This is a genomic window from Streptomyces sp. R41 (genome assembly GCF_041053055.1).
GTDB lineage: Bacteria > Actinomycetota > Actinomycetes > Streptomycetales > Streptomycetaceae > Streptomyces.
The window spans coordinates 8,323,020-8,343,749 of sequence record NZ_CP163443.1 but is presented as its reverse complement, the minus strand read 5'-3'; the positions used below and the strand labels follow the sequence as shown (position 1 = coordinate 8,343,749).

Here is a 20,730-nt window from a genome sequence, read left to right as displayed (position 1 = left end):
CTCTCCCCCTCGCACGCCGTTGTGCGTCAGTCCTTCGTACGTCGGCCCAGCTCCCCGTGGCGGTGGTCGGGCGCCGGGGGACGCGGGCCAGTAAACGCCACACCCTGCGCCGGGCGCCACTCCGCGAACGGAAATTCAGTCCATGGACACCACAGGGCCCGCCGGGGTTCCGGGGCGCGCTCGGGCCGGGTCGGGTATGCAGGGGACATGACGGAGAACAAAGACGAGGTGGCCGGGCTGTTGTTGGCGGCCGGCGGCGGCCGGCGCCTCGGGGGTCGCCCCAAGGCACTCCTGTCCCACCGGGGACGGCCCCTTGTCGAACACGCGGTCGAAGTCCTGCGCGCGGGGGGCTGCACCCGGATCCACGTGGTTCTGGGCGCCCAGGCCGACGCCGTACGGGAGCGGGCGGAACTGCCGGGGTGCGTCCTCGTGGACAACCCGGAGTGGGAGGAGGGGATGGGCTCCTCGCTGCGGGCGGGGCTGGACTCGCTGGCGGCCACGGGGGCGCGGGCCGCGCTGGTGTCGCTCGTCGATCAGCCCGGAATCGGGCGGGAGGCGGTGGCCCGGGTCCTCGCCGCCTACGAGTCACCGCTGTCGCTCGCGGCGGCGGCGTACGACGGAGAGCGCGGGCACCCGGTGCTCTTCGGCGCCGGTCACTGGGCCGGGATCACGGCGACCGCCACCGGCGACCGGGGGGCGCGCGCCTATCTGAAGGCGCACGAGGACGCCATCACACTCGTCGAGTGCGGTGATGTGGCACAGGCGTACGACATCGACACGGAAGGCGATCTGATCCACCTTGAGTAAGCATGGTGGCACCGAGCGCCATCTTGCCTCGACTCAGAGAATCTCGACATCAACAAACCATTGAACTTCCACCATGAGGAAACTAGTATCCACTGCTCAGAAGGGCTGGACCGCCCCGAAGGCGCGGTCAGCCGCTTCCGGTGCCCCTGGCACCCAGTGCCGTATGTACGCAGCTCGCTGAAGGAAGTGACAGCTCATGTCCGCACCAGCGCCGTCGCCGCTGGCCATCGTCGACGCCGAGCCCCTGCCCCGGCAGGAAGAGGTCCTCACCGACGCGGCCCTCGCCTTCGTGGCCGAGCTGCACCGGCTGTTCACGCCCCGGCGTGACGAGCTCCTCGCCCGCCGCGCGGAGCGCCGCGCCGAGATCGCCCGCACCTCCACGCTCGACTTCCTTCCGGAGACCGCCGCGATCCGTGCGGACGACTCCTGGAAGGTGGCCCCCGCTCCGGCCGCCCTGAACGACCGCCGCGTCGAGATCACCGGCCCCACCGACCGCAAGATGACCATCAACGCCCTCAACTCGGGCGCCAAGGTCTGGCTCGCGGACTTCGAGGACGCCTCGGCGCCCACCTGGGAGAACGTGGTCCTCGGCCAGCTCAACCTGATCGACGCGTACACCCGGAACATCGACTTCACCGACCCGAAGTCCGGCAAGTCGTACGCCCTGAAGGCGAATGACGAGCTCGCGACGGTCGTCATGCGGCCGCGCGGCTGGCACCTGAACGAGCGCCACCTCGTCGACGCGGACGGCAAGCCCGTCCCGGGCGCGCTCGTCGACTTCGGCCTCTACTTCTTCCACAACGCGCAGCGCCTGCTCGACCTCGGCAAGGGCCCGTACTTCTACCTCCCGAAGACCGAGTCGCACCTGGAGGCCCGCCTCTGGAACGACGTCTTCGTCTTCGCGCAGGACTACGTCGGCATCCCGCAGGGCACGGTCCGCGCGACCGTCCTGATCGAGACGATCACGGCCGCGTACGAGATGGAGGAGATCCTCTACGAACTCCGCGACCACGCCGCCGGGTTGAACGCGGGCCGCTGGGACTACCTCTTCTCCATCGTCAAGAACTTCCGTGACGGCGGCCAGAAGTTCGTGCTGCCGGACCGCAACGCGGTCACGATGACGGCCCCGTTCATGCGCGCCTACACCGAACTGCTCGTCCGCACCTGCCACAAGCGCGGTGCGCACGCGATCGGCGGCATGGCGGCGTTCATCCCCTCGCGTCGCGACGAAGAGGTCAACAAGGTCGCCTTCGAGAAGGTCAAGGCCGACAAGGACCGCGAGGCGAACGACGGCTTCGACGGGTCGTGGGTGGCCCACCCGGACCTGGTGCCGATCGCGATGGCCTCCTTCGACGCGGTCCTCGGCGACAAGCCCAACCAGAAGGACCGGCTGCGCGAGGACGTCTCCGTCGCCGCCGGTGACCTGATCGCCATCGACTCCCTCCACGCCGAGCCCACGTACGACGGTCTGGTCAACGCCGTGCAGGTGGGCATCCGCTACATCGAGGCCTGGCTGCGCGGCCTCGGCGCGGTCGCCATCTTCAACCTGATGGAGGACGCGGCCACCGCCGAGATCTCCCGCTCGCAGATCTGGCAGTGGATCAACGCGGGCGTCGAGTTCGAGCACGACGGAAAGACCGTGAAGGCCACGCCGGAGCTGGCCCGCGAGGTCGCCGCCGAGGAGCTGGCGAACATCCGCGCCGAGATCGGCGAGGAGGCCTTCGCGGCCGGCCACTGGCAGCAGGCGCACGACCTGCTCCTGGAGGTCGCGCTCGACGAGGACTACGCGGACTTCCTGACCCTTCCCGCCTACGAGCAGCTGGCCGGCTGAACCGTCACTTGTCCGAGTGGCCCAGGGACTTTTCCGGGGCCACTCGGTCGCGTACGAGGCGCTTCACCGCCGTGGGTTCGGGGAAGCCCTGCTCCCGCCGGTCCCAGACGACCTCGTCGTCGACCCGTACGACGAAGACGCCGCCGGTGCCGGGCTTCAGGGACAGCTCCGTCAGCTCGGTCTCGAAGGTCGTGAGCAGCTCCTGGGCCAGCCAGGCGGCGCGGGGCAGCCAGCGGCACTGGGTGCAGTACTCGATCTGAACGCGGTGGATCTCTGTCATCCGAGGTGTACCGACCAATCCTGTTCCGCCGCCGGTTTGCCGTGCAGGTCCGGGACCCGCTTCAGCCAGTTCGGCCGGCCCTCCTGGGTTTTCGCCGCGCGGTGGGCGTCTTCGGCGGCGAGCTCTTCCCGGCTGGGGAAGTCCGTGGGCAGCCACGCCGCGGAGGCCTGCACGCGGGCGTGCAGATAGCCGACGTAGGCCTCGCGGACCGCGTCGGGGGTCGTGAAACCGGGCTCTTCCGTGAGCCAGGCGTCGGGCACCTCGGCCAGGACCGAGCGCAGGAGTTCCTCGGTCACCAGGGGGGCGAGCGCGGCGTCCGCCGCCCGCGTGTCCGGGGTGTAGCCACCGAGCGCGTGGCGCCGGAAGTCGTACGCCTTCTCCGGTGCCGAGGCGTCCCAGCGGTGGTGGAAGACCAGGGCGGCACCGTGGTCGATGAGCCACAGCCGCGGGGGCGTGGTGCCGAAGGTGGGCCAGATCATCAGGTTCGAGCTGTGCACCGTGCGGTCCACATTGACCGTGAGGGCGTCCAGCCAGATCACCTTGCCCGCCTCCAGCGGGTCGACGGGGAACGTCTTGGCGATCTCCGGGGTGAAGTCCTTCGCGCCCGGCAGATAGTCCATGCCGAGGTTGAGGCCGGCGCTGGAGCGCAGGAGGTCCTGGACCTCCTGGTGGGGCTCGTGCTCGCCCACCGCCGGGTCGAAGTGCACGAGCACGAGCTCGGGGAACCGCAGCCCGAGGGCGCGCGCCAGCTCACCGACGATGATCTCGGCGACCAGCGCCTTGCGGCCCTGCGCGGAGCCCGTGAACTTCACGACGTACGTCCCCAGGTCATCGGCCTCGACGACTCCGGGCACGGAGCCGCCCGCCCTCAGCGGGGTCACGTATCGAACAGCGGTCACGTCGCGCAGCACACCGGCCAGCGTAAAGCAGCGGACGGGACAGGTGATCGGCATTGTCCGCGCCGCACGGCCCCGAGCACCATCGCGGGGCACGCCCTCCACGCCGGGCGGACGATCACCTCGACGGCTCCCGGAGCGGGTTGGGCAGCGGCGCATACCGCGCGTCCGCGCCGTCCGCGCCCGTCCACCGCAAGAGGAGGTTCGTCTTGCCGGGGAGGGTGGGCGAGGAGAGCAGGTCCGCGATCTCGGGGAGGCCGCGCTCGGTGTCGTAGCGGATCAGCTCCCGTCGTACGGCGGGCCACGGGTCCAGGCCCGGGTGGCGTTCGGCGAGGAGTAGGGCGAGTTCGGTGACGTGGTTGACGATCAGGCAGTACACGAGCCGTTGCCAGCCCGCCGCGCGCGTCACCCCGGGCAGCAGTTTCACGCCTTCCGCGTCCCGGAAGAGCGCCTGTACGGGCATGCCGTCGGCGTCGACGGCGACCAGCGAGTTCTGCACGTGCGCCTCGACGACGACTCCGTGCCGCGCGAACGCCTCCAGTACCGGAGGCACGACCTGGCCCAGATACGCCGCCCACCAGGCGGAGGGATCGGTGAGCCGGTCGAGGGGGCTGCCGTCGAAGCCTTCCACGAGGGCGGCCGCGAGGAGCGGGGTCGCCCCGGGGACCAGGTGCTCGCGCAGTCCGTCGCGGACGAGGACGGCGAGTTCCTCGAAGGCGAAGTCGGCGGTGCGGTAGCCGCGGTCGCTCAGCCAGGCGGCGGGACCCGGCACAGCGGCGAAGGCCGTGGCGGTCGCCTCGTCGGTGCGGCGCATTTTCAGCAGGTCGTGCCGCCACAGCCGGCGAATGTCGTTGGTGATGCGCACGTCGAGACTGAACTTCATGAACCGGTCGTCCTCGGGCGCGTACAGCGTGCGGATGGCGGCCGTCGGCCACAGGGGTCGTGCGGTGCGCCCCAGGCGTATCAGCCGGCCGTCCGCGAAGGCGTCCCGGATCTCCGGGCGGGCGCCGACCAGGTCGAGCTGCCAGGGGTGGGCGGGCAGCAGCCGGTAGCCGGGCGGGGTCCGGCCGAGGGCGTCGAATGCCGCCGTGTCGCCCTCCTCGACGACCGCGTCCGCCCGCACGGCGAGCAGGTCCAGCGGGAAGCGGGCGTACGCCTCGGGCGCGTACGGCAGCCAGCCGGTGACCGGGCCGCCGCCGCGGGCCTTGGGGGCGGGGTGGTACGGGTGCCCGGTGATCAGGGACTGTTCGGAGCGCAGATACGCGTCCTCGGGCGGTGTCGTGCGGGCGCGCGCGGCCAGCAGCGCGGCCACCGCGTCCCGGCTGTCGATCATCTCGGCGGGCAGCTCGGAGTTGGAAAGGCCGGTGCAGCGGCGGAGTTCCTCGGCGGTGAGTTTGACCAGCTCGGTGTGGGTGAGCCGATGCCAGGCGCGGCCGGCGTACACCTCGGGTTCCATGGGCCGTCGAGCACCCCGCACGCGCAGCAGTCGGCCACTGGCCCGGAGCCGGAACACGCCCGTGCCCTGGGCGGGTTCCCCCACCTCCCTCAGGAGACAATTGAGCAGTGGCGCGGCGGCGTACGCGTCGGCGGCCTCTTCCGTGTCGCCCCCGTCGAACGGGGGGAGCTTGGGGGGCATGGAGTCCACGCGATCCATTCGTTCCATACGGTGCACTGGTGATCAGTATGTCTGCCGTGGCGGACGACCGCGACGCAGTCCCCGTACCCAAGGAGCCCGACCGTGCACCGTCCCCCCACGCCCGCGGCCGAGGCGGCGCTGGCCGACGAGCTGAGCGTCGTACGCCCCGGCCTGGCGGCGCCGTACGCGCAGGCGCTGCCCGGCGCCCGGGCGGCCGTGCTGACCCGTCTGTGGCGGGCGCTGGCGCATGAGCCGCTGCCGTGGATCGCGCGCCGCGAGCCGGGCCGCGACGGTCTCACGGTCCGCCTGACCGACGGCCGACGGCTGCACGGGCCGCACGCGGACCCGTACGCCACCACCGCGTACGTCACCGAGGTACGCCTCGACGACAAGCCGTACGATCGTCCGGCCGGGCTCCTGGACGCCCTCGCGGTCCCGCACGGTCCCGCCTTCGCGGCCGAGCTCGACCACAGCGTGGCCTCCTTGGCGCTGTCCCGCGCGGGACAGACGGCCTCTTTCGACCCGGCCGTGCCCGTGGACAGCCGGACCTGGGAGCAGCGGGTCGTCGACGGGCATCCGTACCACCCCAACTGCCGTTCGCGGCCGGGTTTCTCGGCGGCCGAGCAGCTCGCCTACGCGCCGGAGCACCGGCCGCTCGTGGAGCTGGGGCTGGTGGTCGCGGACGACTGCCTCGTCACGGGCGAGTGGCCGAAGTGGCTGCGGGACGGCGAGCGCGTCCTGATTCCGGTCCACCCCTGGCAGTCGGCCCATGTGCTGGACCGTCCTGTCCAGGACGGGCTCACCGCCCATCCGTTGATGTCCCTGCGCACCCTCGCCCTGCCGGACGGCCCGCACGTCAAAACCGCGCTGAGCGCCCGGCTGACCTCCTCGGTGCGCGACATCTCGGTGTACTCGGTCGAGACGGCCGAGACCGTCTCGGCGTTCATGGAGGCGGTGGCCGATCGCCTGGACATGCCACTGCACATCACCAGGACCCTGGGCGCGATCACCGCCAACAGCCCTGATCTGGCGGCGGTGTTGCGGGAGTCCCCGGACGGGTACGCGCGGCCGGGCGAGCAGGTCGTCCCGGTGGCCGCCCTTCCCCTGACCGGCCTCACCGAAGACCCCGCCCGGCTCGCGGAGTTCACCCGGCTCGTCCTCACCGTCGGGCTACGGCTGCTCGACCTGGGCGTGGCCCTGGAGGCACACGGCCAGAACCTGCTGGTGGTCCTCGACCCCGCGGGCGCCCCGGTCCGCCTCGTCTACCGCGACCTGGCGGACATCCGGATCAGCCCGGCCCGGCTCGCCCGCCACGGCATCCCGGCCCCGGACCTCTCCGGCCGGATCGTCACGGACGACGAGACCACCCTGCGCCGCAAGCTCTTCGGCTCGCTCGTCGGCGGCGCGCTGGGGGCGACAGCCGGTTCGACGGCCGCCCTGCGCGCGGCCCTGGAAACCGTCGTACGGGATCTGCCGGACACCGCCGACCTCGCGGCCCTCCGCGACGAACCCCTGCCCACCAAGGCGTTGACCTCGATGCGGTTGTCGCCGGAAACACCCGGTGACATGTGGGCCCGACTGCCCAACCCGCTCACGGGACCCGGCTCGGGCGGCCACTCGATGTGAAGCAGGATTTGCGGCACGTCCTGAAGCACGATTCGAGGCACGTCTTGAGGCGCGATTTGAGGCACGTTTCGGAGCACGTGCACCAGCTCGTTCAAGCTCGGTTTGAAGATCGTTTTGAAGCGCGGCACCTTTGATCAATAGGATCCGCCGATGATCACAAGACAACGGCTGGCAGCAGGAGTCTGCGCCCTGCTTGCCGCCCTGACGGCCGGGATCGCCTTTCCGGCCGGAGCGGTCGCCGGTGAAACGGCGGAGCAGGCCGCTCCCAAGGTCGAACTCGTGCTGGACGTCAGCGGTTCGATGCGGGCTCGGGACATCGACGGCGGGTCGCGGATGGCCGCGGCGAAGCAGGCGTTCAACGAGGTGCTCGACGCGACGCCGCAGGAGGTGCAGCTCGGCATCCGCACCCTCGGCGCCAACTACCGTGGCAATGACCGCAAGACGGGCTGCAAGGACACGGCTCAGCTGTACCCGGTGGGGACCCTGGACCGCACCGAGGCGAAGACCGCCGTCGCGACCCTCACGCCCACCGGCTGGACGCCGATCGGTCCGGCGCTGCTGAAGGCGGCCGACGACCTCGACGGCGGCGAGGGCACCCGGCGCATCGTCCTCATCAGCGACGGCGAGGACACCTGCCAGCCCCTCGACCCGTGCGAGGTGGCCCGCGAGATCGGGGCCAAGGGCATCGGCCTGACCATCGACACGCTCGGCCTGGTGCCCGACGCCAAGACCCGCGACCAGCTCAGCTGCATCGCGGAAGCGACCGGCGGCACCTACACCTCGGTCCAGCACAAGGAGGAACTTGCCGACCGCGTGGGCCAGTTGGTCGACCGGGCCGCCGATCCCGTGGTGACGCCGGTCGCCGTGGAAGGCGCCGCGGAGTGCGCCAAGGCGCCCACGCTCAAGTCGGGTCTCTACACGGACCGCGAGGAGTTCGCGCAGCACCGCTGGTACCGCGTGGACGTCGAGCCGGGCCAGGAGCTGCGGGCCTCGGTGAGCGTCGCGGCTGACCGCGAAGTCAACCCGGACTACGGGGTGTTGCTGCGGGCCGTCACCGTGCACGGCCGCGAGATCGTCCGCGGCGAGGCCGCGGGCAACGGCCGCACCGACGTCATCTCGACCGGTCTGCGCTATCCGAAGGCCGAGAGCGACGACGACGAGGACACGAGCGCCGCCGCTGAAGTCGTGTGTCTGCAGGTGTCGAATGCGTTCTCCGCGGGCTCGGGCGTGAAGACGACGCCCGGTCTGCCGCTGGAGCTGACGGTCGACGTCGTCGAAGGGCCCGACCAAGCGGGCGACGTCGCCTCGTTCGGCCTCGGCCGCGGCTGGTGGCTGCTCGGCGCCCTTGTGCTCACCGGCTTCCTCGCGGGTGTGCTGTGGGGCTGGATCTCGCGCTGGCGGGTCGCGGTCTGGAGGACCAACTGATGGGTATCCGACGTGTGTTGACGACGACGGTGTTCATGCTGGGCGCCACCGTGGCTCCCGTTCTGCTCGGCGTCTGCGCCGCTCCCGCCCTCGCGGATTCCTCTCCCTCGGCTTCGGCGAGTCCGTCGGACGACGGCGGCGCGCCCACCGAGGCCGGTACGTCGTTCCGTACGGCGACCGAGATCGAGCAGGGGCAGCAGGCCACCGCGAGCGGTTCCACGGGTGACTACCTGTACTGGTCGTTCCCCGCGGACGCCGGACAACGGCCCACCGTGAAGGCGACGGTGAAGCTGCCCGAGGCCTCGACGCGGAATGCCGCGGAGACCTGGCAGATCGACGTGTACGACGGGCTGCGGCGCCGCCAGGCGTGCCAGTACGGGGCGCAGACGCGGACGGCGGCGAAGGACGCGGCCTCCGTGGACCTGTCCTGCACCCTGCGCACCGTCCGCTCCTGGTCCGAGACGTGGGCCCACGACCCGCTGCCGGGCACGTACTACATCCGGCTGACCGCCACGGGTCTGGGCACGTCCGAGCTGGGTCTGCCGGTGAGCGCCGAGGTCAAGGTGGACTCCAAGGACATCGGCGGCTCGGCGGCGGTCGACGGCTCGCTCGCCAAGCCGCTGGTCCCGGGCATCGCGACGAGCGCCGAGAAGTCCGACTCGGGGTCCGACTCGTCGACGGCCGCGCTGTCCTCGATCGAGCCCGACGACGGCTGGGCCTCCGGCTGGTGGTCCGATCGCTGGGTGTGGACCGCGATCGGCGGCATCCTCGCGGCGCTCGCGGGCATCGGCGGGTACGCGCTGACGCGGGGGTCGGGACGGCCTTCGCGGATGCCGCCGGGCGCCTGACCCCGCGTCAATGCCGGACGGGCTGAATCTTTCAGCCCGTCCGGCGTTCGAGGACGAGCGCGAAGCTCGATACGGGGGTCTGGGGGCGGAGCCCCCAGGTAAGGGACGGGTAGGGGCGGAGGGGGCGAAAACCCGCCTGTCACGCCTCCCGCAGCACCTTGGCCACCGCGCCCTCCCCCGTCACCTCGACACGCCCCGCACGCACCGCGTCCCGCAGCGTCAACGCCCCCCGGCTCACGGCCTCGCACGTCTCCGTATCGAGCGCCAGCCGGGCATCCGGCTCCTCCGGGGCGGGCCCGTCCCCGTACACCGGCCCGCCCTCAGCACCGAGCCACACATGGAACTCCCCCTCGTCCAGCCGGACTTCAACCAGCCCCTCCCCTGAAAGTCCGTCAAGCCCGCGCAGCAACGGCAGCGCGAACCAGTGCGCCCGCACGGCATCCGTCGGCCGCCGCTCCCCCAGCGCGGGTGCCCCCCACTCCCCGAGCGCCTGCAGCACGGGCAGCAACTCCCGCCCCCTGCCGGTGAGTTCGTAGACGTACGCCGCGCCCGGCGGCGGAAGGCGTCGCCGGGTGGTCAGCCCGTCGCGCTCCATGTCCTTGAGCCGGGACGCGAGCACGTCCGTGCTGACGCCCGGCAGGTCGGCGTGCAGATCGGTGTAGCGGCGCGGTCCGCCGAGCAGCTCGCGGACGATCAGGAGGGTCCACCGGTCGCCGACGGCATCGAGGGCGCGGGCGGCGGAACAGTACTGGTCGTAGCTTCGGCGAGGTGACATGCGACGCAGTCTAGCTATCTTGTTGGACTTTCCAAGCTCCAACTTGGTAAAACCAAGCAACACCACGAACCGGAGGGCGCAGCGCATGGAGTTCCGGCAGTCGAGCAAGCTCAGCGAGGTCTGTTACGAGATCCGCGGCCCGGTGATCGAGCACGCCAACGCGCTGGAGGAGGCGGGCCACAGCGTGCTGCGCCTCAACACCGGCAACCCCGCGCTCTTCGGCTTCGAGGCGCCGGAGGAGATCCTCCAGGACATGATCCGGATGCTGCCCCAGGCGCACGGCTACACCGACTCGCGCGGCATCCTCTCCGCCCGCCGCGCCGTCGCCCAGCGCTACCAGGACCGGGGCCTGGAAGTCGGCGTGGACGACGTCTTCCTCGGCAACGGAGTCTCCGAACTGGTGTCGATGGCGGTACAGGCCCTGGTCGAGGACGGCGACGAAGTCCTCATCCCCGCCCCGGACTTCCCGCTCTGGACGGCGGTCACCACCCTCGCCGGCGGCAAGGCGGTGCACTACCTCTGCGACGAACAGTCCGACTGGTACCCGGACTTGGACGACATGGCGGCGAAGATCACGGACCGTACACGCGCGGTCGTCATCATCAACCCCAACAACCCCACGGGCGCGGTGTACCCGAAGGAGATCGTCGAGGGCATCCTCGACCTCGCCCGCCGCCACGGCCTGATGGTGTTCGCGGACGAGATCTACGACCAGATCCTGTACGACGACGCGGTGCACCACTCGGCCGCCGCGCTCGCCCCCGACTTGGTGGTCCTGACGTTCTGCGGCCTGTCGAAGACGTACCGCGTGGCGGGCTTCCGCTCGGGCTGGCTGGTCGTGACGGGCCCGAAGCAGCACGCGCGCAATTACCTGGAGGGCCTGACCATGCTCGCCTCCATGCGCCTGTGCGCCAACGCGCCCGCCCAGTACGCCATTCAGGCCGCGCTCGGCGGCCGCCAGTCCATCCACGAGCTGACCGCGCCCGGCGGCCGCCTCCACGAACAGCGCAACCGCGCCTGGCAGAAGCTCAACGAGATCCCCGGCGTCTCCTGCATCAAGCCGAAGGGCGCGCTGTACGCCTTCCCGCGCATCGACCCCGAAGTGCACAAGATCCACGACGACGAGAAATTCGTCCTGGACCTCCTCCTCCGCGAAAAAATCCAGGTCGTCCAGGGCACCGGCTTCAACTGGCCCCGCCCCGACCACTTCCGCATCCTCACCCTCCCGCACGCCGACGACCTGGACGCGGCGATCAGCCGGATCGGGCGGTTCCTGAGCGGGTACCGGCAGTAGGGCCACCCGGCCGAGCCGGAGCTGCGCCATTCGTCCGGCGGTGCCACCGTACGAGGTGACAGAAAGGGTTCGGCGATGGGTGACCTCCTCCTCGTACGGCACGGAGAGACCGAGTGGTCGTTGTCCGGGCGGCACACCGGGTCGACCGACATCCCGTTGACCAACAAGGGCCGGGAGCAGGCGCGGAGGCTGGCTCCGCTTATCGCACGGCATCACATCGCGGCGGCGTTTGTCAGCCCGATGCAGCGGGCGCGGGAGACGGCGCGGCTGGCCGGGGTCGGCGGGGCGTGCGTCGACGCGGACCTGTCGGAGTGGGACTACGGCGGGTACGAGGGGGTCACGACCGTCGAGATCCACCGGAGCAGGCCCGACTGGTTCCTGTTCACGGACGGGGTCACGGCCGGACCGCCCGAGCACCCCGGTGAGAGCCCGGACGAGGTAGGGGCGCGCGCGGAACGGATGCTGGCCAAGATCGACGCGGCGCTCGCCGAGGCGGAGGGCAGTGTCGTGGTCGTCTCGCACGGGCACTTCCTGCGGGTGCTGACCGCGCGGCGGCTGGGGCTGCCCGCCTCGGCCGGCGCACTGTTCCAGCTCGGCACCGGGACGATGAGCCGGCTCAGCACCGAGCACCGCCGGCATGTGGTGGCCGGGTGGAATGTCAGACCCGACGCGTACTGTTCCCATGAGCCGCTCCCCTCGGCGGGACAGACGCCCGGAGAGGAACTGACGGGCGGCTGAGGGAGCCGCCGCGCACGACAGGCGGCGGGAAGGAGCGCGCCGTGACACGACCGCCGACCGCCGCGCAGCGGCGTGTCATCGAGGCCGCCGATCCCGTGACCGGGCGGCTGAAGGGCACGGAGGCGCAGCTCGCCGCGCTGGTCAAGCGCGGGCTGGCCTTCCGGCATCCACGGCCGCCGCACGACCACTTCCTGACGCCAGCCGGACATCGCATACGTGAGACGCCCGAGCCGGTCGCCCCCGTCGAGGCCCCCGCCGCGGCCGAGGCCGGTGTGTTCACGGCGCGGATCGGCGGTGAGGAGGCGGCCGACGCCGGGCCGTCACGCATACGGGAGGTACGCAGCGCCTGGGAGGGGCTCCTGGAGCTGCGTCGGATGACCAATCCGGACGGTGACACCGACCGTCCGTGCGGGTGGGAGCGTACGCATCTGGTGCAGGCCGCCGCGCTCGCGCTGGAGGCCGCGGGGCACCGGCCCGCGGGGGCGGAGGGCGGCGGTTACCGGGTGCGGGCGACACCGCAGCCGGAGGCCGTCGCCGTGCGCGAGCCGGATTCCGGGGCACTGCGCGCCTGCGCGGCCACGCTGGAGAAGGCGGGCTGGCAGGTCGGCGAGCACACGGAGCCGCGCACGGGTGCGCGGTATGTCCTGGCCTCGCCGCGACGGGTGTGAGGATGGGGCCCGGAATGGCTTTCGGTACAAGGGAGTTGGAGGGATCAGTCCTGACCGCCGTTGAGAAGGGGAAGTCGTGGCAGAGCCGTTTTCCGTCGCTGTGACCGTCCGCGGGTACGAGACCGATGTGCAGGGACACCTCAACCAGAGCGTGTATCTGCAGTACGCCGAGCACGCCCGCTGGTCGCTGCTGCAAGCGGCCGGGATCAGTCAGACCGAGCTGATAGGCAAGGGCGTGGGCCCGGTGGCCCTGGAGACCACCATCCGCTACAAACGGGAGCTGCGCGCCGGGGACGAGGTCGAGGTGACCTGCGACTTCCACTGGGGCGAGGGCAAGAGCTTCCGCATCGAGCAGACGATCCGGAAGACGGACGGCACGGTGTCCGCCGAGATCTCCGCGGTCGGCGGACTGCTCGACCTCAAGGAACGCAGGCTGGTAGCCGACCCGCGCGAGTACTTCCGGGCGCTGGCCACCGATCCGCGGCTGTTCGGGCTCTGACCGGGCCGCCGCGCGGGCGGACGGGCGCGAGTCTCTGGGCTCTCCAGGGGGTTGTGGCCGTCATGGGCACGAGTCGCCTTTACCAGGGCCGGCCGACCGTCGTACCGCCATGGGCGCCGGCCGGCGGCATCGCGGCGCCACCCTGGTGATCGGCGGCCCGGCAGGACTGTACCCGGCGATCCGCGCGTCGCGGCTGTCCCAGGCCGGGGCGCTCGCGCCCCCTTGAGGGAACAGGCCTACGCGTCCAGCAACTCCGGTGAGTGCTGGGCGTCGTAGGCCGCGCGCGACTCGGCGATCGTGACGCGGTGCCGCTCGGCCCAGTCGGTCAGGGACAGCAGGGTCGCGTGCAACTCCCGGGCCACCGGGGTGAGTTCGTACTCGACCTTCGGCGGCACCGTCGGATGGACGGTCCGCGTGACGAGTCCGTCGCGCTCCAGATTGCGCAGCGTGAGGGTCAGCATGCGGCGGCTGATTCCCTCCACGCTCCGCTCCAACTCGGTGAAGCGGATGGGGCCGTGCGCTGCGGCCACGATGATCAGCACGCTCCATTTTCCGGCGACCCTGTCAAGAACTTCACGGACCGGGCACGCCTGCGCGAGCACGGCCTGCGAGGTAACACCGGTGTTCCCCTGGGACATCGAAGTGCCTCCTTATGCCGGTCCCCATGGTCACTCACGATGTACCCCGTTACAAGTCGTGCACCTGGGCACCCTTGAAGAGCACGGAGGTCGTCGCCATGCCGTCCCGGACCGAGCCACGCACGCCATCGACACCACGAACGTACTCCCGCTGGGCCTCGCTCGTCGTGCTGTGCGCGGGCACGCTGATGACGATCCTGGACGGGAACATCGTCACGGTCGCGATGCCCGCGATCCAGAGCGATCTCGGTTTCTCGGGACCGGGGCTCGCCTGGGTCGTGAACGCGTATCTGATCCCCTTCGGCGGACTGCTGCTCCTGGTGGGGCGGCTCGGAGACCTGGTCGGCCGCAAGCGGATGTTCGCCGCCGGGCTCGCGGTGTTCACCGCGGCGTCCGTGCTGTGCGGAGTCGCCACCAGCCAGGGCATGCTCGTCACCGCCCGCGCGCTGCAGGGCGTCGGCGGGGCCATGACCTCGGCCGTCGTCCTCGGCATGCTCGTCGCGCTCTTCCCCGAGCCGCGCGAACAGGCCCGTGCCATCGCGGTGTTCAGCGCGGTCGGCGCGGCGGGCGGGGCGCTCGGCACATTCCTCGGCGGTGCGCTGACGCAAGCCCTCAACTGGCACTGGATCTTCCTGATCAACCTGCCCATCGGGGTGGTGGCCTGGCTCGCCGCGCTGCGGATTCTCGCCCCGGACAAGGGAGTCGGTCTCGGCAAGGGCGCCGACTACCCCGGCGCGGCCCTGGTCACGGGTGCGCTGATGCTGACGGTGTACGCGATCGTGGGCGCCGGGGACCGAGGGCTCGGTGGCACACTGACGCTCGCGGCGATCTCACTCGCCCTCTTCGCAGGCTTCACCGTGCGCCAGGCGCGCGCCGCCCGCCCGCTGCTCCGGCTGCGGCTCTTCCGCTCCCGTGCCCTGACCAGTGCGAACGGCGTCCAGATCCTGATGATCGCGGGGATGTACGGCTTCCAGTACATCGGCGCGCTCTACCTCCAACGCGTCCTGGGCTACAGCGAGTTGCTCACCGGCACGGCATTCCTGCCGGCGCCCGTCGCGATCGGGGTGCTGATGCTCAGCCTGTCGGCGCGCACGATCGCACGTTTCGGCCCGTACCGCGTGCTGCTCGCCGGGCTCGCCCTCATCACGGCGGGCATGGCCCTGCTGAGCCGGGTCCCGGTCGAGGGCACATATGTCGCCGATGTACTGCCTCCGCTGCTCCTGCTCGCCGCCGGTTTCGCCGCCGCGATGCCCGCGGTGACCGGGCTCGCCATGTCGGGCGCCGCCGAGGAGGACGCGGGACTGGCTTCCGGGCTCTTCAACACCACGCAGGTGGTGGGTGGTTCACTGGGGCTCGCCGTCCTCACGACACTGGCGGCGAGCCGCACGGAGCACCTGATCGGCGGGGGCGAGCAGGTCGTGGCGGCGACGGCGGACGGCTATCGGCTGGCGTTCACCGTGGCCACGGGCATCGCGGCGGCGGCCCTGCTGCTGGCGGCGGCGCTCCTGCGGCCGGGGCGCGCGACCCCCACCCCGGCTCCGCGGGCCGGCCGTCGGTCCCGCGCGAACGCCTCCTTGTGATCGCGCGCCCACCGGGCACACGTACGCGGCGCACGACCCAGTACCTGCCGTACGTCCTCCGTCAGCACGGCGTTCCCGCCCTTGCGGACATACGCCGTGCCCGCCGGCACACCCTCGGCGTAGGCCTCGGACGTGCTGCCCGGAGGAACTGCTCACGAAGCGCGTCCGTGGGTACGCCCGCGTCGCCCCGGTACGCCACATCCTCACCTACGCCCACCGGTCCCCGGACACCCCGTGGGCCCAACTGGCCGCCGCCACCGGCCACTACGACCAGTCGCACATGACCGCGGACTTCCGCACGCCGATGGGCGTCCCGCCCACGTCGTTGTTCACCGGCCGTCTTCCGGCAGCGCGGCCTTGTCAGGCGTTCGGGTCGGCACCGGTACCTGGTTGAAGCCGTAGTAGATCGCGATCAGGCCGTGGACGGCCAGGGTGAGCGGGGCCGAGACGTAGGCCAGGCCGACCGTGGCGGGGTAGGCGAGGGAGCCGAGGGCGAAGCGGACGCGGGTGCGGCGAGCGGCTTCGACGTCGACCCGGGTGTCGAAGAGGTGACCCGTGCGCGTGAGGTGCCACCACAGGGCCTGGAAGGCCAGGGCCATCGCGACCATCACCATGCTGTAGACGGCGGCGGCGACATGGGACGCCTTGTCCTCGCGCAGATACTCCGCGAGCATCGCCGTCGGCCAGGGCACGGCGGCCACGACCATCAGGACGAGCAGGTTCAGGAACATCAGGGTGCGGTCGACCCGGGCCACGTAACTGAAGACCTGGTGGTGGTTGATCCACATGATGCCGATGACCAGGAAGCTGACGACATAGGCGGCGTACGACGGCCACTGCGCGCCCAGCGCGTGCCACAGTCCGCCGTGCTCACCGGTCTCGGGGACCTTGATCTCCAGGATCAGCAGCGTGATGGCGATGGCGAAGACGCCGTCGCTGAAGGCCTCGACACGGCCCGACTCGTTCATGACGTGGAATCCCCCTCGTGGTCATGACTGTGCGCTGAGACCGTAGCCCAGCACACGGCTTCCCCGATCACCAACTCGCCCTCGCCCAACGGGTGTACGGCGTCCCCAATCTCTGGTAGGAAACTTTCCTAACAGTACGCGGCAACGTCACACTCCCCCATCGGAGGCACCGTGCACACCCCCCACATACGCACGTCACGTCGCACCCTGCTCGCCCTGATCGGAGCATCGCTGGTGGCAGGTCCGATCATCGCCACCCAGTCCGCGACGGCGGCGCCGGCCGGTCTGGACGACCCGGCGAAGAAGGAGATCGCCATGAAGCTGGTCTCCAGCGCGGAGAACTCCTCGCTGGACTGGAAGGCGCAGTACAGGTACATCGAGGACATCGGCGACGGGCGCGGCTACACCGCCGGGATCATCGGCTTCTGCTCCGGCACCGGCGACATGCTCGACCTCGTCGAGCTCTACACGCAGCGCAAGCCCGGCAACGTACTGGCCAAGTACCTGCCCGCGCTGCGCGAGGTGAACGGCAGCGACTCCCACGAGGGCCTCGACCCCGGCTTCCAGGGCGACTGGCACAGGGCGGCCCAGGACTCGGCGTTCCAGCAGGCCCAGAACGACGAACGCGACCGTGTCTACTTCAACCCGGCCGTACGGCAGGGCAAGGCCGACGGCATCGGTGTGCTCGGCCAGTTCACGTACTACGACGCCATCGTGATGCACGGCGACGGCGGCGACAGCACCAGCTTCAGCAGTATTCGCCGGCGCGCTCTGGCCAAGGCCCAGCCGCCCTCCCAGGGCGGCGACGAGGTGACGTATCTGAACGCCTTCCTCGACGCGCGGGTGTGGGCGATGAAGCAGGAGGAGGCCCACTCCGACACCAGCCGGGTCGACACCGAGCAGCGGGTCTTCCTGCGCAAGCGGAATCTGAACCTTGATCCGCCGCTGGACTGGAAGGTGTACGGGGACAGTTACCACATCGGCTGACGCCCCCGGTACGGCGGAGGGCGCGGCACTCCCCTGGTGCCGCGCCCTCCGTGTGCCCGGGTCGTCAGTGGGCCGGTACGGCCTTGAGGTCCTCCCCCGCCTCCATGGGATGCGTGACCTCGTCCGCGTCCTGCCCCTTGCCGAGGTGGTTGAAGACGAGGTTGAGGACCACGGCCGCGACGCAGCCCGTGGAGATGCCCGAGTCCAGGACGATCTTCGCCGTCTCGGGGAAGGCGTGGTAGAAGTCCGGCACGGTGATCGGGATGATGCCGACGGCGAGCGAGACGGCGACGATCAGGACGTTGTTGTCCTTCTCCAGGCCCGCCCGTACGAGGGTCTGGATGCCGCTCGCCGCGACCGAACCGAAGAGGACGACGCCGGCACCGCCGAGGACGGGTCGCGGGACGACGGCGATGAGTGACGCGGCCATCGGGCACAGGCCCATCAGCACCAGGAAGCCGCCGCCGGTGGCGACGACGTACCGGCTGCGGATCCGTGTCATCGCGACCAGGCCGATGTTCTGCGCGAAGGCGCTGCACATGAAGCCGTTGAACAGCGGGCTGATCGCCGAGCCGAGGGTGTCGGCGCGCAGGCCCGCGGCGATGGTCTTCTCGTCGGCGGGGCGCTCGACGATCTCACCCAACGCCAGCATGTCCGCGGTCGATTCGGTCATCGAGACGACCATCACGACGCACAGCGAGAGGATCGCGGCGACCTGGAACTGCGGGGCGCCGAAGTGGAACGGGGTCGGGAAGCCGACGACGTCCGCGTCGGCCACCGGGCCGAAGTCCGTGACGCCGAAGGGGATCGCGACGAGTGTGCCGATGACCAGGCCGAGCAGCACGGCGATCTGCTTGACGAAGCCGCGGGTGAAGCGGCGCAGCAGGAGGACGATGACGAGCGTGGCGGCCGCCAGGCCCAGGTAGGTCATCGAGCCGTAATCGTCGGCCGCGGGGTTGGGGCCCTGTGCCCAGCCGAAGGCGACCGGCAGCAACGAGACGCCGATCAGGGTGATGACCGAGCCGGTGACGACGGGCGGGAAGAAGCGGACCGCCTTGCTGAAGAAGGGGGCGGCTATGAAACCGAGGACGCCCGCGACGATGACCGCGCCGAAGATGATCGGCAGCGCGTCGCTCTTGTCCTTGGCGGAGGCGACGACCGCGGTCATGGGCGCGACGCCCGCGAAGGTGACGCCGTTGACGAACGGCAGCCTGGCTCCGATCTTCCAGAAGCCGAGGGTCTGCAGGAAGGTGGCGAGACCCGCGGTGAACAGGCAGGCGCCGGTGAGGAAGGTCAGTTCGGTGGCGGAGAGACCGACGGCGGCGCCGACGATCAGCGGCGGGGCGACGACTCCGGCGTACATGGCGGCCACGTGCTGCAGGCCGCTGGTCGCCATTTTCAGGGGCGGGAGCTTCTCGTCAACTGGGTGCCTGAGCTGGCCAGTTGGTTCTGCATCGGTGCTGGGCGCGGGCTGGGCGGCCACGGCGGCTCCTCCGGTCGGTTACACGTCGGCGTTGACGCGGGGTTCAGGGAGGTGATGCGCGGTCGTGCGGGACCGGGACGGAAACCGTTCGAAGGGATTGGCCCCCTTCATGAGAACGGATCCCGTTCATGCGGGACGGAGACCGTTCCGGGGCGCACACGTCCATGCGCGCCCCGGATACGGCCGCCATGGACCCCGCTCGGGTCCACGGCTACCGGCCGAGGGCCGTCCCCCTCAGCCGGAGATCTCCAGTTGTTCAAAGCCGTGCCCGGACCCCGGGTGGGGGTCAGGACTCGGGCTCTCAGGCCTGGCCGGCGATCTGCGCCAGGCGCTGTGCCTCTTCCCGTGTGGAGCGGGCGATGGCGTCCTCGTCGACGTGCAGCAGGCGGCTGTCCTCGACGACCGGCTTGCCGTTGACGAGCGAGAGGCTGACCGGGGCCGCCGCGCCGAAGACCAGCGCGGTCACCGGGTCGGCGATCGAGGCGTGCGCCAGGGTGTCGAGCTTCCACAGGACGAGGTCGGCGAGCTTGCCCGCCTCCAGGGAGCCGATCTGCGCGGCGCGGCCCAGGACCTGGGCGCCGCCGTACGTCCCGAGGCGCAGTGCCTGACGGGCGTTGAGGGCGGCCTCGCGGTGGGCGCCGAGGCGGTTGATGAGGAGCGCGTTGCGCAGCTCGGTGTGCAGCTCGCCCGACTCGTTCGAGGCGGTGCCGTCGACGCCGAGGCCGACCGGGACGCCGGCCGCCAGCATGTCGGGGACGCGCGCGATGCCGGCCGCCAGACGGGCGTTGGAGGACGGACAGTGGGCCACACCCGTCTTCGTACGGGCGAAGGCGGCGATGTCGGAGTCGTTCATGTGGACGCAGTGCGCCATCCACACGTCCTCGCCGAGCCAGCCGGTCGACTCGAAGTAGTCGGTCGGGCCCATGCCGAACAGTTCCTTGCAGAACTGCTCCTCCTCCACGGTCTCCGAGCCGTGCGTGTGCAGCCGTACGCCCTTGCGGCGGGCCAGCTCGGCGCCCTGCTTCATCAGCTCGGTCGACACGGAGAAGGGCGAGCAGGGTGCCACGGCCACCTGGGTCATGGCGTCGAAGGACGCGTCGTGGTGCTCGTCGACGGTGGCCTCGGTGGCGGCGAGGGCGCCTTCGAGGGTCTCGACGGCGAAGTCCGGCGGCAGACCGCCGTCCTTCTCGCTGCGGTCCATGGAGCCGCGGGCGAGGGTGAAGCGGACGCCCATCTCGCGTGCCGCCCGGATGACGGCGCCGGACAGGTCGCCGGAGCCCTTCGGGAAGACGTAGTGGTGGTCCATCGCGGTGGTGACGCCGCCGCGGGCCATCATGGCGAGGGAGCCCTGTGCGGCGGAGTACACCATCTTCTCGTCGATGCGCGCCCAGGTCGGGTACAGCGCGACGAGCCAGTTGAAGAGGTTGTGGTCCGTGGCCAGGCCGCGGGTGATCCACTGGTAGAAGTGGTGGTGGGTGTTCACCAAGCCAGGGGTTGCCAGATGCCCTGTGCCGTCGATGCGGCGGACCACGTTCTCCAGGTTCTCGGGGGCCTTTCCGGCGCCCACCGACTCGATCTTGTTGTCGGCGACGACGATGTAGCCCGAGGCGTATTCGGTGTCGCCCGCGTCCACGGTCGCGATGGCGCAGTTCTCGATCACGATGCGCGAAGCTGCCACGGCGGTTCCTCGTTCTTCCCATTGGTGGACGGACCCGGGGGTCGAGCGGGGTGACGACCGGATCCGTGGTGCT

The 20,730-nt window shown here is 70.9% G+C and carries 19 protein-coding genes and 1 pseudogene; 12 read left to right on the top strand and 8 right to left on the bottom strand.

Features of this window, described 5'->3' with window-relative positions:
• Positions 1-207 precede the first annotated feature (207 nt).
• On the top strand, positions 208-807 hold the full coding sequence (locus tag AB5J53_RS37910) for an NTP transferase domain-containing protein (RefSeq protein ID WP_369250124.1): 600 nt from the start codon (positions 208-210) through the stop codon (positions 805-807).
• 196 nt (positions 808-1,003) lie between these two features.
• Positions 1,004-2,638: a malate synthase A gene (aceB, locus tag AB5J53_RS37905; protein ID WP_369250123.1), complete on the top strand. Its 1,635-nt coding sequence runs from the start codon at positions 1,004-1,006 to the stop codon at positions 2,636-2,638.
• Between the two features lie 4 nt (positions 2,639-2,642).
• On the opposite strand, the gene AB5J53_RS37900 is transcribed toward aceB, so the two are convergent.
• The 3 genes from AB5J53_RS37900 to AB5J53_RS37890 all read right to left on the bottom strand — a co-directional run bounded on the left by AB5J53_RS37900 (position 2,643) and on the right by AB5J53_RS37890 (position 5,450).
• Positions 2,643-2,918 (bottom strand): SelT/SelW/SelH family protein, encoded by a 276-nt coding sequence (locus AB5J53_RS37900; protein ID WP_189191774.1) that lies wholly within the window; start codon positions 2,916-2,918, stop codon positions 2,643-2,645.
• On the bottom strand, positions 2,915-3,829 hold the full coding sequence (locus tag AB5J53_RS37895; RefSeq protein ID WP_369250122.1) for a HipA family kinase: 915 nt from the start codon (positions 3,827-3,829) through the stop codon (positions 2,915-2,917). The genes AB5J53_RS37900 and AB5J53_RS37895 overlap by 4 nt, the downstream gene beginning before the upstream one ends.
• Before the next feature lie 103 nt (positions 3,830-3,932).
• Positions 3,933-5,450, bottom strand: coding sequence for an IucA/IucC family siderophore biosynthesis protein (locus tag AB5J53_RS37890; protein WP_369250121.1), 1,518 nt, complete (start codon positions 5,448-5,450; stop codon positions 3,933-3,935).
• 102 nt (positions 5,451-5,552) lie between these two features.
• Between AB5J53_RS37890 and AB5J53_RS37885 the strand changes: the two genes are divergently transcribed.
• The 3 genes from AB5J53_RS37885 to AB5J53_RS37875 all read left to right on the top strand — a co-directional run bounded on the left by AB5J53_RS37885 (position 5,553) and on the right by AB5J53_RS37875 (position 9,349).
• Positions 5,553-7,076 (top strand): IucA/IucC family protein, encoded by a 1,524-nt coding sequence (locus tag AB5J53_RS37885; protein ID WP_369250120.1) that lies wholly within the window; start codon positions 5,553-5,555, stop codon positions 7,074-7,076.
• Positions 7,077-7,226: 150 nt separating this feature from the next.
• Entirely contained in the window at positions 7,227-8,501 is a 1,275-nt protein-coding gene (locus AB5J53_RS37880) for a VWA domain-containing protein (RefSeq protein WP_369250119.1), read from the top strand.
• On the top strand, positions 8,501-9,349 hold the full coding sequence (locus AB5J53_RS37875; protein ID WP_369250118.1) for a hypothetical protein: 849 nt from the start codon (positions 8,501-8,503) through the stop codon (positions 9,347-9,349). Before AB5J53_RS37880 ends, AB5J53_RS37875 begins: the two co-directional genes overlap by 1 nt.
• A 139-nt stretch (positions 9,350-9,488) precedes the next feature.
• Here the strand turns inward: AB5J53_RS37875 and AB5J53_RS37870 are convergent, their stop codons facing one another.
• Complete coding sequence (locus AB5J53_RS37870) at positions 9,489-10,124, bottom strand: winged helix-turn-helix transcriptional regulator (protein ID WP_369250117.1); 636 nt, start codon at positions 10,122-10,124, stop codon at positions 9,489-9,491.
• A gap of 85 nt (positions 10,125-10,209) precedes the next feature.
• Here AB5J53_RS37870 and AB5J53_RS37865 point away from each other — a divergent pair, with 85 nt between their 5' ends.
• From AB5J53_RS37865 to AB5J53_RS37845, 5 genes and pseudogenes are all read left to right on the top strand, one after another.
• On the top strand, positions 10,210-11,418 hold the full coding sequence (locus AB5J53_RS37865) for a pyridoxal phosphate-dependent aminotransferase (RefSeq protein ID WP_369250116.1): 1,209 nt from the start codon (positions 10,210-10,212) through the stop codon (positions 11,416-11,418).
• A gap of 75 nt (positions 11,419-11,493) precedes the next feature.
• Positions 11,494-12,156 carry a histidine phosphatase family protein gene (locus AB5J53_RS37860; RefSeq protein WP_369250115.1) on the top strand — a complete coding sequence of 221 codons (663 nt, stop codon included), beginning with the start codon at positions 11,494-11,496 and terminating at the stop codon, positions 12,154-12,156.
• Positions 12,157-12,197: 41 nt separating this feature from the next.
• Positions 12,198-12,824, top strand: a complete 627-nt coding sequence (locus AB5J53_RS37855) for a hypothetical protein (RefSeq protein WP_369250114.1) — start codon at positions 12,198-12,200, stop codon at positions 12,822-12,824.
• Positions 12,825-12,900: 76 nt separating this feature from the next.
• Positions 12,901-13,323, top strand: coding sequence for a thioesterase family protein (locus tag AB5J53_RS37850; RefSeq protein WP_189191786.1), 423 nt, complete (start codon positions 12,901-12,903; stop codon positions 13,321-13,323).
• A gap of 86 nt (positions 13,324-13,409) precedes the next feature.
• Positions 13,410-13,549: pseudogene (locus AB5J53_RS37845) on the top strand (ABC transporter permease); the annotation flags it as partial.
• Positions 13,550-13,559: 10 nt separating this feature from the next.
• Here AB5J53_RS37845 and AB5J53_RS37840 read toward each other — a convergent pair.
• A complete protein-coding gene (locus tag AB5J53_RS37840; RefSeq protein ID WP_369250113.1) occupies positions 13,560-13,961 on the bottom strand; it encodes a winged helix-turn-helix transcriptional regulator in 402 nt (133 codons plus the stop codon).
• A gap of 188 nt (positions 13,962-14,149) precedes the next feature.
• Between AB5J53_RS37840 and AB5J53_RS37835 the strand changes: the two genes are divergently transcribed.
• Positions 14,150-15,541: an MFS transporter gene (locus AB5J53_RS37835; protein ID WP_369252693.1), complete on the top strand. Its 1,392-nt coding sequence runs from the start codon at positions 14,150-14,152 to the stop codon at positions 15,539-15,541.
• A gap of 329 nt (positions 15,542-15,870) precedes the next feature.
• On the opposite strand, the gene AB5J53_RS37830 is transcribed toward AB5J53_RS37835, so the two are convergent.
• Positions 15,871-16,509 carry a TMEM175 family protein gene (locus AB5J53_RS37830; RefSeq protein ID WP_369250112.1) on the bottom strand — a complete coding sequence of 213 codons (639 nt, stop codon included), beginning with the start codon at positions 16,507-16,509 and terminating at the stop codon, positions 15,871-15,873.
• Between the two features lie 171 nt (positions 16,510-16,680).
• On the opposite strand from AB5J53_RS37830, the gene AB5J53_RS37825 reads away from it, so the two are divergent.
• Positions 16,681-17,496: a chitosanase gene (locus tag AB5J53_RS37825; protein WP_369250111.1), complete on the top strand. Its 816-nt coding sequence runs from the start codon at positions 16,681-16,683 to the stop codon at positions 17,494-17,496.
• A gap of 64 nt (positions 17,497-17,560) precedes the next feature.
• Here AB5J53_RS37825 and AB5J53_RS37820 read toward each other — a convergent pair whose 3' ends face one another.
• Together AB5J53_RS37820 and AB5J53_RS37815 are read right to left on the bottom strand one after the other, a co-directional pair.
• Entirely contained in the window at positions 17,561-18,892 is a 1,332-nt protein-coding gene (locus AB5J53_RS37820) for a nucleobase:cation symporter-2 family protein (RefSeq protein WP_369252691.1), read from the bottom strand.
• Between the two features lie 388 nt (positions 18,893-19,280).
• Positions 19,281-20,657, bottom strand: a complete 1,377-nt coding sequence (locus AB5J53_RS37815; protein WP_369250110.1) for an 8-oxoguanine deaminase — start codon at positions 20,655-20,657, stop codon at positions 19,281-19,283.
• Between the last annotated feature and the right edge of the window lie 73 nt (positions 20,658-20,730).